13 protein-coding genes are annotated in these 12,390 nt (G+C 71.5%); 6 read left to right on the forward strand and 7 right to left on the reverse strand.

Annotation, left to right across the window (positions count from 1 at the left end):
- Positions 1 to 83 precede the first annotated feature (83 nt).
- Complete coding sequence (locus ACIA73_RS15985) at positions 84 to 419, reverse strand: heavy-metal-associated domain-containing protein (protein WP_399439098.1); 336 nt, start codon at positions 417 to 419, stop codon at positions 84 to 86.
- 212 nt (positions 420 to 631) lie between these two features.
- Here ACIA73_RS15985 and ACIA73_RS15990 point away from each other — a divergent pair, with 212 nt between their 5' ends.
- Positions 632 to 1,852: a cation:proton antiporter gene (locus ACIA73_RS15990; protein WP_399439099.1), complete on the forward strand. Its 1,221-nt coding sequence runs from the start codon at positions 632 to 634 to the stop codon at positions 1,850 to 1,852.
- A gap of 114 nt (positions 1,853 to 1,966) precedes the next feature.
- Here ACIA73_RS15990 and ACIA73_RS15995 read toward each other — a convergent pair whose 3' ends face one another.
- From ACIA73_RS15995 to ACIA73_RS16020, 6 genes are all read right to left on the reverse strand, one after another.
- Positions 1,967 to 2,164 (reverse strand): helix-turn-helix transcriptional regulator, encoded by a 198-nt coding sequence (locus tag ACIA73_RS15995; RefSeq protein ID WP_399439100.1) that lies wholly within the window; start codon positions 2,162 to 2,164, stop codon positions 1,967 to 1,969.
- A 295-nt stretch (positions 2,165 to 2,459) separates the two neighbouring features.
- On the reverse strand, positions 2,460 to 2,828 hold the full coding sequence (locus tag ACIA73_RS16000) for a peptidoglycan-binding protein (protein WP_399439101.1): 369 nt from the start codon (positions 2,826 to 2,828) through the stop codon (positions 2,460 to 2,462).
- An 88-nt stretch (positions 2,829 to 2,916) separates the two neighbouring features.
- Entirely contained in the window at positions 2,917 to 3,327 is a 411-nt protein-coding gene (locus ACIA73_RS16005) for a peptidase M23 (protein WP_399439102.1), read from the reverse strand.
- A gap of 134 nt (positions 3,328 to 3,461) precedes the next feature.
- The gene (locus ACIA73_RS16010) at positions 3,462 to 4,436 is read right to left on the reverse strand and encodes a helix-turn-helix domain-containing protein (protein ID WP_399439103.1); all 975 of its coding nucleotides are present in this window, start codon (positions 4,434 to 4,436) and stop codon (positions 3,462 to 3,464) included.
- A gap of 281 nt (positions 4,437 to 4,717) precedes the next feature.
- Positions 4,718 to 5,674, reverse strand: coding sequence for a sugar phosphate isomerase/epimerase family protein (locus ACIA73_RS16015; RefSeq protein WP_399439104.1), 957 nt, complete (start codon positions 5,672 to 5,674; stop codon positions 4,718 to 4,720).
- Positions 5,675 to 5,706: 32 nt separating this feature from the next.
- Positions 5,707 to 5,991 carry a hypothetical protein gene (locus ACIA73_RS16020; protein WP_399439105.1) on the reverse strand — a complete coding sequence of 95 codons (285 nt, stop codon included), beginning with the start codon at positions 5,989 to 5,991 and terminating at the stop codon, positions 5,707 to 5,709.
- Between the two features lie 66 nt (positions 5,992 to 6,057).
- On the opposite strand from ACIA73_RS16020, the gene ACIA73_RS16025 reads away from it, so the two are divergent.
- The 5 genes from ACIA73_RS16025 to ACIA73_RS16045 all read left to right on the forward strand — a co-directional run bounded on the left by ACIA73_RS16025 (position 6,058) and on the right by ACIA73_RS16045 (position 12,176).
- The gene (locus ACIA73_RS16025) at positions 6,058 to 6,597 is read left to right on the forward strand and encodes a CGNR zinc finger domain-containing protein (protein WP_399439106.1); all 540 of its coding nucleotides are present in this window, start codon (positions 6,058 to 6,060) and stop codon (positions 6,595 to 6,597) included.
- A 101-nt stretch (positions 6,598 to 6,698) separates the two neighbouring features.
- Positions 6,699 to 7,679, forward strand: coding sequence for a 5-dehydro-2-deoxygluconokinase (iolC, locus tag ACIA73_RS16030; protein ID WP_399439429.1), 981 nt, complete (start codon positions 6,699 to 6,701; stop codon positions 7,677 to 7,679).
- Positions 7,676 to 8,503, forward strand: a complete 828-nt coding sequence (gene iolB / locus ACIA73_RS16035) for a 5-deoxy-glucuronate isomerase (protein ID WP_399439107.1) — start codon at positions 7,676 to 7,678, stop codon at positions 8,501 to 8,503. The genes iolC and iolB overlap by 4 nt, the downstream gene beginning before the upstream one ends.
- Before the next feature lie 141 nt (positions 8,504 to 8,644).
- Complete coding sequence (gene iolD, locus ACIA73_RS16040; protein WP_399439108.1) at positions 8,645 to 10,663, forward strand: 3D-(3,5/4)-trihydroxycyclohexane-1,2-dione acylhydrolase (decyclizing); 2,019 nt, start codon at positions 8,645 to 8,647, stop codon at positions 10,661 to 10,663.
- Positions 10,664 to 10,676: 13 nt separating this feature from the next.
- On the forward strand, positions 10,677 to 12,176 hold the full coding sequence (locus tag ACIA73_RS16045; RefSeq protein WP_399439109.1) for a CoA-acylating methylmalonate-semialdehyde dehydrogenase: 1,500 nt from the start codon (positions 10,677 to 10,679) through the stop codon (positions 12,174 to 12,176).
- Positions 12,177 to 12,390: the final 214 nt, after the last annotated feature.

Raw genomic sequence — 12,390 nt, forward strand, 5'->3', positions numbered from 1 at the left:
GGGCTCCTGGGAAACGGACCGGGCCGTACCCGACCAGTATGGAACCGGTCGGGCACGGCCCGGGAAAGGGGCGGCGCGGCAGATCAGAGGGTGCCGACCAGCTCGTAGCCCGCCTCGTCGACGGCGGCCCGGACGGCCTCCTCGTCCAGCGGCGCGGCCGAGACGACCGTGACCCGGCCGGTCGCGGCGACGGCCGTGACCGTCTCCACGCCCGCGATCTCGGAGATCTCGGAGGACACGGCGCCCTCGCAGTGCCCGCAGGTCATGCCCTTCACCTCGTAGACGGCGGTGACGGCGCCGACCTGGACCTCGGCCGCACCGGTGGAGCCACAGCCGCCGGACGGCGAGCAGCAGGAACCGGAAGCGGCCTCGGCGCCGTTCTGGGTGGTGTCGGCCTGGGCGGTCTCGGCGGCGGTCATGTCGATGCTCCTCTTCGAAGGCTTTCGGTACGCGTACGGGCATACGCGGCCAGGGTGCTCAGGAGAGTCCACGGGGCTGCCGGGACTCCCTGACCTGACGCACACTATACCCCTAGGGGGTATCAATTCCAGTTCCCCGGACACTCCCGCCCCCGACACTTCAGTTCGAGCACACCCCCCAATGCGCCCCTTTTCTAGATTAAATAGCTCTTATGTCACATACGGGGACACTCATCCTCATCATGGCCATCGCGGTACTCGCCCCCCTCCTCGCCTACGGGCTCGGCCGGTGGCTGCCCGTGCCGCTCGTCATCTTCGAGATCCTGCTCGGCATCCTGATCGGCCCCGACGTCCTGGGCTGGGCCCACCGGGACGCCGTCATCGACGGGATCTCCGAGCTCGGGCTCGCGATGCTGATCTTCCTCGCGGGTTACGAGATCGAGTTCGGCAAGGTCCGCGGCGACACGCTGAAACGGTCCGTATGGTCCTGGCTGATCGCCCTGGTCCTCGGCCTCGCGCTGGGCACCCTGCTCGGCAACCTCGGCCAGGACGGCAGCTTCAGCAAGGGCGTCTTCATCGGCACCGCCCTCACCAGCACCGCACTCGGCACCGTGCTGCCGGTGCTGCGCGACTCCGGTGACCTGGGCGGCCGGTTCGGCACCGTGATGATGGCCTTCGGCTCCGTCGGCGAGTTCGGCCCGATCATCGCGATGGCGCTGCTGCTCAGCGGCCGCAGCGCCTGGCAGTCCACGGCACTGCTCGCGGCCTTCGCCGTACTGACGGCGGCGGCGGTGTTCTGGGCGCTGCGCCCCAAGCCGCCGTGGTTCTCCACGATCATCGCCAAGACCCTGCACACCAGCGGCCAGTTCGCGGTACGGCTGGTGGTGCTGACGCTCGCCCTGATGCTGGGCGCCTCCCAGCTCCTCGGTCTGGACGTGCTGCTCGGCGCGTTCGCCGCGGGCCTGATCACCCGGCTCGTCCTGGGCGGTGCCGCCCCCGACAGCAGCGCGGAGATCCTCGCCAAGGTGGAGGCGATGGGCTTCGGGTTCCTGGTGCCGGTGTTCTTCGTGGTCACCGGCATCGAGTTCGACCTGCGCGCCCTGCTCGACGGAGGCCGGGCGCTGATCCTGCTGCCGGTGTTCCTGGCCCTGTTCGTGGTGGTGCGAGGACTGCCGGTGTACGCGCTGGCCCCGCGCGACCTCGACCGCCGCGACCGCACCGCGCTGATGCTCTTCAGCTCCACCGCGCTGCCGCTGATCGTGGCCATCACCACCATCGGCCTCGACGACAAGGTCCTCAACTCCAGCGAGGCGGCGGCCCTGGTCGGAGCCGGCATGGTCTCGGTGCTCACCTTCCCGCTGCTGGCGCTCAAGTGCAGGGCGGGCTCGGGGGAGATGCCGAAGCTGAGCCGGGTGGAGGCGGAGTCCTGGTAGCCGCCCGGAAGTGGCCGGTGCCTCGCGCGCCGCGCCGTCGGCGAACGGCGCGGGCCCCGCGCCACGGATGGTCAGCCGGGTACGGGGCCCTGTGAAAGGGTGGGAGTCCGTGGGTCAGCCCCTGCGGCCTCTGTTGCCGGGGCGGCTCGCCACCCAGTGGCGGATGGTGTCCGCGTACCAGTAAGGCTTTCCGCTCTCCACGTGGTCCGGCGGGGGCAGCAGCCCGTGCTTGCGGTACGAGCGCACGGTGTCCGTCTGCACCTGGATGTGCGCGGCAATCTCCTTGTACGACCAGAGCTTGCGGTCCGTCATCTGTGCACCTCCCTGCAAAAGCCGCAGTCACGGCCGGGTGGGCCGTCGGGGGAGCTGCGGCATTCGCTGGCGATCACTCAGCCTCTGCCCCGTGAACGACGCTCAGTAAGGGTGAGGTTGGGGCTGTGGTGCGCCTGTGACGGAAGGCCCGCGTAATGGCGACATGCGTGACGGGAGGGGCACTTCCGTGACGAAAGTGATGCGGGTGAACAACGGGACACACGGAGCGGGCCCGGCCGATGTGCTCGGCCGGGCCCGCCCGTGGGTGTAGTGGAGCTGGTGATCTTCCGAAGGCTCAGGCGTACCGCAGGGCGTGCCAGGTGTTGGTGCCGACCTTGCCGTCCACGAGCAGCTTCTCGTCCTTCTGGAACTTCTTCACCGCGGCCAGGGTCTTGTCGCCGAAGATCCCGTCCAGTTCGCTCCACGGGAGGTACCTGCGGTTCGCCAGCAGGCACTGGACCTGGCTGACCCGGTCGCCCCGCTGCCCGTACACCGTGAGCGTGCTGCCCTGGTAGTACGCGCAGGCGGCGGCCACCCCGGCCGGCTCACGGGCCGAGGCGTCGGGCGCCGCGGCCGATGCGGTGCCGCCGGCGGCGATGCTGCCGGCCAGCAGGAGGCCGGTCAGGGTCGTCGCGGCGGTGGTGCGGATTCTGGTACGAGGCACGGGGTGCGGCTCCTTGGTGGGTGGGGGCCGGGCGGTGGGCCCGGCGGGTCAGGGCATAGGACGTCGGCGAGGTCAGCAGTTGGGGACGTCAGCAGTCCGGGACGCCCGCGATCTTCTTGCCGCCCTGGAGGTACACATTGCTCACCCAGGCGAAGTCGCTGCCGCTGGTCAGCGTGACCTTGCTCCACCAGGGGTTCATCGTTCCGTCGGGGGACCGCACCGGGGTGGTGTTCTTGTTGGTCTGGCAGTAGTCGAGCAGCCAGATCTGCGACTTGGTGGCGAGGATGTGCGCACTGGTGCGCGGGAACTCGCGCAGGTTGACGTTGGTGGCGTAGAGGTAGACCCGCTTGGCCGCGAGAGCCTGTGCCTGGGTGCTCGGGGCCGAGGCGGAGGTCGCGGTCGACCCGGTGTTGTCCGCCTGGGCGGTGGGCGCCAGCAGCAGACCTCCTGCCATCAGGCCCGCGGCGGCGGCGGTGACGACGAGACGCTTGTGCATCATGTGAAGTTCCCCCTGGTGGAATCCGGTGAATCGCGCCGTGTGGAATCACGCGTCCGAACGGGCCACTGGTCTTCGGCCCTCCGTACGAGGAGCCTGCCCGGCGTCGTCGTACGGGTCTTGGAAAAATGCGCACTTCACCCGGACGGGTGTCCGAGAGAGGAACCGGAGGCCGAGTCCGCGGCCGGGGAGTCCGCAGCAGGGGAGCCCGGAGCCGGGGAATTCGCTGCCGGGGAATCCGTGGCCGAGGCCGGAGCCAGCAGCAGACTCGTCACCTCCCCGGCCAGCCGGTCCGCCAGTGCGTCCGAGGACGCGCCCCGCTGGAGCCGCCGCAGCAGGGTGAAGTCGCCCGGAGTGCACCCGGTGAGCGCCTTGAACTCGCCGCCCAGGTGCGCCTGGTCGTAGAAACCGCAGATCGCCGCCGTCTCCGCCGCAGGCCGTCCGGCCGCGAGCAGCCGACGGGCCCGCTGGAGCCGCAGCACCCGGGCGGCCGCCTTCGGCCGCAGCCCGATCTCCTCCCGGAACCGTTTCTCCAACTGCCGCGGCGACCAGCCCACATGGTCCGCGAGCCGCCGCACGGGCATGCTCCCCCCGCTGCGTACCAACTCCCGCCAGGCCCCGACCGTCCGCGCGGATGCCACCGGACCGTCCTCGGCCCACCGCCCCAGCGTCGCGTCCAGCACCCGGAAGCGCTCGCTCCAGCCGCTCAACCCGCTCAGCAGCCCAGCCAGTTCGGCGACCCGGCACCCCTGCCGCCGGGGCAGTGCGCCCGGCCCCACCGAACGGTCCGCCAGCTCGTGCAGTGCGACCCCGAACCAGCCGTACGCCGCCCAGGGTGCGATCTGCACCTCCACCCCCGCGATCCGGCCCCCGTGCATCCCGATCACCGGACCGGTGGAAAGCCCGGAGACACAGGAGGTCAGCGTCCTGGGGACGGGGTCGGGGGCGGCGCCGCCCGGCCTGAGGAGCGTCACCGGCTCCTCGAAGGCGAGCAGCAGCGTCACCGCCCCCACCGGCAGTTCGAGCCGGCGGCGCGGCGCCCCCAGATCCAGCCGGAACCCCCGGTAGCCGAGCACGGCGGGCCGCAGCCGGGGGTGCGGGGCACCGACCACGAGCTCGGCGAAGGGCGTTTGCCGGGCGGTGGCGGGTATGTGCAGCGCCTGGAGTCCCGGGAACGCACCGGGTCCTTGGGGCGTATGGGATGCGTGGGGTGTTTGCAGCGCATGAGGTGCTTGGAGCGCATGTGGTGCGACGGGTGCTGCCTCGGCAACGAGTGCGTCAGTAGGAGTCACGCGTCACGGGACGAGGAATCCGCACCGAGGGGTTCCGGGCGGCTGTGAGGAAGTTCGCCCTTTCGGCCAACTTCCTGACAAGGAAGGCCACTTGTGTACCCCTACGCCCCGCAGGACCGCAGGAACGACCGCGTCCGCCGGGCGATCGGCAACGGCTTCTCCGGCGGACAGGGGTACATGTCCTGCTCGACGATCGCGAACAGCTCCACGCCCCGCCGCCGGCCGAGCGCCTGCGCCGCCTCCAGCACGGGTTCCCACGCGGGCTCCCCGGCAGGCGGTTCACACATCACCCCCAGGCCGACGGCGGGCCCGAACGGCAGGTCCCGCTCCCGCACCCGGGCCAGCAGTGCCGGGTCCACCTGCTTGAGGTGCAGATAGCCGATCCGCTCTCCGTACCGCTCGATCAGCTTGACGCTGTCGCCGCCGCAGTAGGCGTAGTGCCCGGTGTCCAGGCAGAGATGGACCAGATCGGGGTCGGTCGCGTGCAGCAGCCGTACGACGTTCTCCTCGGTGTCGATGTGGGTGTCCGCGTGCGGATGGACCACCACCCGCAGCCCGAACTCCTCGTGCACCTGCCGCGACAGCCGCTCGGTCTGCGCGGCGAGGGTGCGCCACTGGCCGGCGGTGAGAGTGGCACCCTCCAGCGGTTCACCGGTCCTGTCGTCCCGCCAGAAGGCCGGGATCATCACCAGGTGGCCGGCGCCCACCGCCTGTGCGTGCGTGGCCACTTGGGAGACATGGGCCCAGGTCCGCTCCCAGGCGGACGCCCCGCCGTGGTGCAGCGCGGTGAAGACCGTACCGGCCGAGACGCGCAGCCCGCGTGCCGCCAGCTCCCGGCCGAGCAGGGCCGGATCGCTGGGCAGATAGCCGTACGGCCCCAGCTCGATCCACTCGTAGCCGCTCCCTGCGACCTCGTCCAGAAAACGCCGCCAGGGCACCTGGACCGGATCCTGTGGGAACCACACCCCCCACGAGTCGGGGGCGGAACCGACCTTGATGTGCGTCAACCGCCCAGATCGGGGCGGTCCTTGCGGGACACCTCGTACTGCTTCGGTCATGGGGGAAGCGTCACCGGGGGGAGCGAGGGGTGTCAAGGGAGTCGCGTGCGGGACCCGTTGGAGGGCACTGCCTTGATCATCTCGCCGTTGACCAGCACGACCAGGCACCCGCACCCACCGGCGACGTACTCCACCTCCCCCTGCGAACTGCGGTGCTGCGAGCGCAGCGTCCACCAGCGCGCCTCGCCCCGGACCGGCTCCCGGCAGACGGGGCAGCGGTTGTCGTCCGACGGTGGCGGCGGCGCCGGCGGAAGTGGTGGCAGCGGCGGAAGTGGTGGCAGCGGTAGCGGCGTGGAGGTGCGGGCGAGGGGCGTCATGCTGTCAGCGTGAAGTAACTCGCTAAAACACTTCAACCATTACATCCCCGGTGCTGTAATGACCGTATGCACTTCGACCATTACGGCGGCGAGGCCGCCCGGCTGGCCGCGGACCTGGTGAACCTGACCGTCCCGCCGGGCCCCGCAGAACTCGAACCCCTGCTCGCCGGGCACTCAATCGTGCGCCGGGTGCTCACCGCGCGTCAGGCTGAGGAGATCTGGGAATGGAGCCGCCGTCTCGCCGGCTGCTTCGGGCCGCAGGACCTCGACCAGCGCTGCGCGGCCGTCAACTCGCTGCTCGCGGAGGCCTCCAGCCGGCCCCACATCTCGCTCCACGACGGCCGTCCCCATCTGCACTACAGCACCGTCGACGCGGATCCCGCCGCCCACCTCCGGGCCGTCACCGCGGCCGGGCTCGCCCATGTGGTGTGCTCCGCGGGCGCCGGCCGGCTGGGCCGCTGCGCGCGCGGCATCTGCGCACTGGCATTCGTCGACACCTCCCGCAACGGGCGGCGCGCCTACTGCACCGTGCGATGCGCCAACAACGACGCCGTGGCCCGTCATCGCGGACGCGACCGCCGCGAAGGACGGGTGCCGGGCCATTGACAGTGTTCCGCGTGCGCGGATAGACCGGGAGGCCGTCAGAGCCTGTGGTTCGGGGTGGGAGCGGCGAGGGGTGGTGGTCCGTGCAGCGCGACCTGATCGCGATGGGGCGGCTCGGGGTGGATCTCTACCCGCTGGAGAGCGGGGTGCCGCTGGACCGGGTGGCGACGTTCGGGAGGTTCCTCGGCGGGTCGGCTGCGAACGTGGCGGTGGCGGCGGCCCGGCTGGGGCTGGACACCGCGCTGGTGTCGCGGACCGGCGCGGACCCCTTCGGGGCGTATCTGCGCCGGGAGCTGGGGGTCCTCGGAGTGGACGCGCGGTGGGTGGGCGAGGTCGCCGAGTACCCCACCCCGGTGACCTTCTGCGAGATCTTCCCGCCGGACGACTTCCCGCTGTACTTCTACCGCCGCCCCAAGGCGCCCGACCTGGAGATTCGTCCCGGCGAACTGGACCTCGACGCGATCCGCCGCGCCCGCCTCTTCTGGGTGACCGGCACCGGCCTGTGCGCCGAGCCCAGCAGGGCGGCCACCCTGGCGGCGCTGGCGGCCCGTTCACGTACCGCGCACACGGTTCTCGACCTGGACTGGCGGCCGATGTTCTGGGGCGGCGCGGTGGACGGGGCAGCCGGCGCGACCGGGCCGGCGGACGGGTCGGCCGGTGCGGACGAGGCCGGCCGTTGGTACGCGCAGGCGCTGGAGCACGTGACGGTGGCAGTGGGCAATCTCGACGAGTGCGAGATCGCCACGGGCGTACGGGAACCGGGCGCCGCCGCACGGAAGCTGCTGGCCGCCGGGGTCGAACTGGCCGTGGTCAAGCAGGGTCCCGCGGGGGTGCTGGCGGTGCACCGCGACGGCACGGTGGTGGAGGTGCCGCCGATGCCGGTGAAGGTGCTGAACGGGCTGGGGGCGGGGGACGCGTTCGGCGGGGCGCTGTGCCGGGGGCTGGTGGCCGGGTGGCCGCTGGAGCGGACCGTCCGCTGGGCGAACGCGGCGGGAGCCCTGGTGGCGTCCCGGCTGGAGTGCTCCTCGGCGATGCCGTACGCGCACGAGATCGAGCAGCTTCTGACGACGGGCGGGGTGGCATGACGGACGAGTTCGCCCGGAGTGGGCTGTACGTGGCTGCGGGGAGCGCGGCTCCGGGCCCGTACGCCGTGGACATCGGGCCGAGCCGCGAGGGCTGGCGGCACACCGCGCTGCGGGTGCTGGAGCTGCGGGCGGGAGGCTCGCACCATCTGGCGACCGGGGAGTACGAGTGGATCGTGCTGCCGCTGGCCGGGCGGTGCAGTGTGCTGGTCGACGGGGAGATCGTCGAACTCGTCGGCCGGGAGGGGGTGTTCGCGGGGCCGAGTGACTTCGGGTATCTGCCGCGTGACGCCCACGCGCAGATCGCCTCCGGGGCGGGCGGCCGTTTCGCGCTGGCGGGCGCCAGGTGCGGGCGGCGGCTTCAGGTCCGGCGCGGGCGGGCGACGGAGGTTCCGGTCGAGCGGCGGGGGAGCGGCAACACGGCGCGGGAGGTACGGAACTTCGCCGCGGCCGGGGTCTTCGAGTGCGACCGGCTGATCGCGGTGGAGGTGGTGACGCCGGGCGGGAACTGGTCGTCCTATCCGCCGCACAAGCACGACGAGTACCTGCCGGGGCGGGAGTCCGTGCTGGAGGAGATCTACCACTACGAGTTCGATCACCCGTCGGCTGTCGGCTATCAGCGGATCTCGCCGTCCCGGGAGGGAGGAGCGGATCTGCTCGCGGAGGTGCGGTCCGGGGACACGGTGCTGGTTCCCGACGGGTGGCACGGGCCGTCCATCGCGCCGCCGGATCACACCATGTACTACCTGAACGTGATGGCGGGGCCCGGGCCGGAACGGGAGTGGAACATCCGGTTCCAGCCGGGTCATGGTGAGGGGTACGTGTGAGAGGGCAGGCCCCCGGGTGGCGGCCCTCCGGGGGAGGGAGGCAAGTGCGGATGCGTCGTGGCTGGTCGCGCAGTTCCCTGCGCTCCTGAAGGGCGCCCCCCCCCGAGGGGTGTACGCTCCCGTGACTCCTGGAAGGCCCCCATGCCCCGGACCCGTCATCTCACCACCGCCCAGGCTCTTCTCACCTTCCTCACGCACCAGTTCACCGAGCGCGACGGCATCTCCCGCCGCCTCATCACCGCCACCTGGGGCATCTTCGGTCACGGCAACGTCGCCGGTCTCGGCCAGGCCCTGACCGAACTCCAGGCCGCCCACGGGCACGTACCGCCCGCCCGGGCACTGGCCGACTTCCAGGGCGCCGACCAGTCGTACACCGAGGCGGAGATCCGGGCCCAGAAGCCCGACCACGACCACCCCCACGGCCCCCGCCCGCATTCCATGCCCTTCCTCCAGGGGCGCAACGAGCAGGCCATGGTGCACGCCGCCGTCGCGTACGCCCGCCAGCGGGGCCGCCTCTCCACCCACGCCGTCACCACCTCCATCGGCCCCGGTGCCACCAACCTCGTCACCGGCGCCGCCCTCGCCACCGTCAACCGGCTCCCCGTCCTCCTCCTCCCGGGCGACACCTTCGCCACCCGGCCCGCGGACCCCGTCCTCCAGCAGCTCGAAGTCCCCTACGCGGGAGACATGTCGGTGAACGACTGCCTGCGCCCGGTGTCGAGGTACTTCGACCGGATCACCCGGCCCGAGGCACTGATCCCGGCCGCGCTGGCCGCGATGCGGGTGCTCACCGACCCGGTGGAGACGGGGGCGGTGACGCTGGCCCTGCCCCAGGACGTACAGGCGGAGGCGTACGACTGGCCCGAGGAGTTCTTCAGGGAACGGGTGTGGCCGATCCGCCGCGCTGGGGGCGACGTGCACGAGGCGCTCACGGCGATCCGGGCCGCCCGCCGCCCCCTGGTCGTCGCGGGCGGCGGAGTCCACCACGCCCGCGCCGAGTTCGAGCTGTCGCAGCTCGCCGACCGCACCGGCATCCCCGTCGCCTCCACCCAGTCCGGCAAGGGCTCCCTCCCGTACGACCACCCCGCCGACCTCGGCGGCATCGGCCACACCGGCACCACCGCCGCCAACCAACTCGCCCGCACCGCGGACCTGGTGATCGGGGTCGGCACCCGCTGGACCGACTTCACCACCGCGTCCGGGACCCTCTTCCAGAACCCCGACGTCCGGTTCGTCAACCTCAACATCAGCCCGGCGGACGCCCACAAGCTGGGCGCGGTCGCCGTCGTCGGCGACGCGGGCGCCGCGCTCAGGGAACTCGTCCACGAGCTGAGCCGGAGCCCGGAGCGGGCCGAGCACGTCTATCGCGCGGAGCCCGGATACGTCGCCGAATACGGGGAGTTGAAGGCGGACTGGGAGCGGATCGTCACCGCCGCATACGCCGCACCCGATGACAGAGCGACCCCCACCCAGGCCCAGGTCCTCGGCGTACTCGACACACTGGTCACCCGTGACGACATCCTGATCAACGCGGCCGGGTCGCTCCCCGGCGACCTGCACAAGCTGTGGCGGACCCGCTCCCGGGACCAGTACCACGTCGAATACGGCTACTCCTGCATGGGTTACGAGATCCCGGCGGCCGTCGGGGTCCAGCTCGCCGCCCCGGGACGGCCCGTCTGGGCGCTGGTCGGCGACGGGACGTACCTCATGAACCCGACCGAAATCGTCACCGCCGTACAGGAGCGTCTGCCGATCAAGGTGGTGATCCTGGACAACCACGGGTATGCCTCCATCGGCGGTCTCTCCGAGGCCGTCGGCGGCGAGCGCTTCGGGACGGCCTACCGCTTCAGGGACGAGGACGGGACGTACACGGGGGAGCCGCTTCCGGTGGACCTGGCAGCCAACGCGGCCTCACTGGGAATGCGCACCCTTCGCGCCCGCACCATCGGTGACCTGCGGGAAGCCCTCGCAGAGGCATGCTTGAGCACCGTTCCCACATGTGTCTACGTCGGAGTCGAAACGGCAGACACAGTGTCGGGGGCCCCGGGAGCGGACGCGTGGTGGGATGTTCCCGTGGCCGAGACCGCGACCCGCCCGTCGGCGCGCTCGGCCCGCGAAGAGTACGACCGGCAAGTCGCAGCCCGACGTCACCACCTCTGAAGGAGTGCAGTTCATGAAGACCGTCAACCACTGGATCGGTGGCAAGACCGTCGAGGGTGCGTCGGGCAACTGGGGCCCCGTCACCGACCCGGCCACCGGCGCCGCGGACACCCGGGTCGCACTCGCCTCCGTCGAAGAGGTCGACGCGGCCGTCGCCTCCGCGAAGGACGCCTATGCGACCTGGGGCACCTCTTCCCTCTCCACCCGCACCTCGATCCTCTTCCGCTACCGCGCCCTGCTGGACGCGCACCGCGACGAGATCGCCTCGCTGATCACCGCCGAGCACGGCAAGGTGCACTCGGACGCGCTGGGCGAGGTGGCCCGTGGCCTGGAGATCGTCGAGCTGGCGTGCGGGATCACCACCCAGCTGAAGGGTGAGCTCTCCACCCAGGTCTCCAACCGGGTGGACGTCTCCTCCATCCGCCAGTCGATCGGTGTCGTCGCCGGTATCACGCCGTTCAACTTCCCGGCCATGGTGCCGATGTGGATGTTCCCGATCGCGATCGCGTGCGGCAACACCTTCGTACTGAAGCCGTCCGAGAAGGACCCCTCCGCGTCGCTGCGCCTCGCCCAGCTCGCCACCGAGGCCGGTCTGCCGGACGGAGTCCTCAACGTCCTGCACGGTGACAAGGTCGCCGTCGACCGCCTGCTGGAGCACCCGGACGTCGCCGCGGTCTCCTTCGTCGGATCGACCCCGATCGCCCGCCACATCCACGCCACCGCCTCCGTCAACGGCAAGCGCGTCCAGGCGCTCGGCGGCGCCAAGAACCACATGCTGGTCCTCCCGGACGCCGACCTGGACGCCGCCGCCGACGCGGCCGTCTCGGCGGCGTACGGCTCGGCCGGTGAGCGTTGCATGGCGATCTCCGCGGTGGTGGCCGTCGGCGCCATCGGCGACGAGCTGGTCTCGAAGATCGTCGAGCGCGCCCAGAAGATCAAGATCGGCCCCGGCAACGACCCGGCGTCCGAGATGGGCCCGCTGATCACCGCCGCCCACCGCGACAAGGTCGCCTCCTACGTCACCGGCGCCGCCGCCCAGGGCTCCAAGGTCGTCCTGGACGGCACCGGCCACACGGTCGAGGGCTTCGAGAACGGCCACTGGATCGGCCTCTCCCTCCTTGACCACGTGCCGACCGACTCGGACGCCTACCGCGACGAGATCTTCGGCCCGGTGCTCTGCGTCCTGCGCGTGGACACCTACGAGGAGGGCGTCGCCCTCATGAACGCCTCGCCGTTCGGCAACGGCACCGCGATCTTCACCCGCGACGGCGGCGCCGCCCGCCGCTTCCAGCTGGAGATCGAGGCCGGCATGGTCGGCGTCAACGTCCCGATCCCGGTCCCGGTCGGCTACCACTCCTTCGGTGGCTGGAAGGACAGCCTCTTCGGCGACCACCACATCTACGGCAACGACGGCATCCACTTCTACACCCGCGGCAAGGTCACCACGACCCGCTGGCCGGACCCGGCCGACGCCCCCTCCGGCGTCGACCTGGGCTTCCCCCGCAACAACTGACCCACCCCCCGCCCCACCCACCCTCACGGTGGGGCACCCCCGACAGCGGCCCGTACCGAACCCACCTCACCGGGTTCGGTACGGGCCGCTGTCCCTGCCGGGGGAGCACGGGAGCCCCGGAGTACCGGAGTTCGCAGCCCGCGGAGCGGGCGCGTATCCGCTCGATCGTCCAGCCGACGGGGAGGTGTGAGTCCACCGTCGGTCGGTCCCAGCG

It is taken from the genome of Streptomyces sp. NPDC051561 (assembly GCF_044454195.1).
In the GTDB taxonomy this organism is placed as follows: Bacteria; Actinomycetota; Actinomycetes; order Streptomycetales; family Streptomycetaceae; genus Streptomyces.

Bases quoted from the DNA above. Each gene is read 5' to 3' on its own strand.
- ACIA73_RS16020 (WP_399439105.1), bottom strand. From the start codon at position 5,991: ATGACGCCCCTCGCCCGCACCTCCACGCCGCTACCGCTGCCACCACTT.
- ACIA73_RS15995 (WP_399439100.1), bottom strand. From the start codon at position 2,164: ATGACGGACCGCAAGCTCTGGTCGTACAAGGAGATTGCCGCGCACATC.
- iolB (WP_399439107.1), top strand. From the start codon at position 7,676: ATGACGGACGAGTTCGCCCGGAGTGGGCTGTACGTGGCTGCGGGGAGC.
- iolD (WP_399439108.1), top strand. From the start codon at position 8,645: ATGCCCCGGACCCGTCATCTCACCACCGCCCAGGCTCTTCTCACCTTC.
- ACIA73_RS16005 (WP_399439102.1), bottom strand. From the start codon at position 3,327: ATGATGCACAAGCGTCTCGTCGTCACCGCCGCCGCCGCGGGCCTGATG.
- iolC (WP_399439429.1), top strand. From the start codon at position 6,699: ATGGGGCGGCTCGGGGTGGATCTCTACCCGCTGGAGAGCGGGGTGCCG.
- ACIA73_RS15985 (WP_399439098.1), bottom strand. From the start codon at position 419: ATGACCGCCGCCGAGACCGCCCAGGCCGACACCACCCAGAACGGCGCC.
- ACIA73_RS16025 (WP_399439106.1), top strand. From the start codon at position 6,058: ATGCACTTCGACCATTACGGCGGCGAGGCCGCCCGGCTGGCCGCGGAC.
- ACIA73_RS16015 (WP_399439104.1), bottom strand. From the start codon at position 5,674: ATGACCGAAGCAGTACGAGGTGTCCCGCAAGGACCGCCCCGATCTGGG.
- ACIA73_RS15990 (WP_399439099.1), top strand. From the start codon at position 632: ATGTCACATACGGGGACACTCATCCTCATCATGGCCATCGCGGTACTC.
- ACIA73_RS16045 (WP_399439109.1), top strand. From the start codon at position 10,677: ATGAAGACCGTCAACCACTGGATCGGTGGCAAGACCGTCGAGGGTGCG.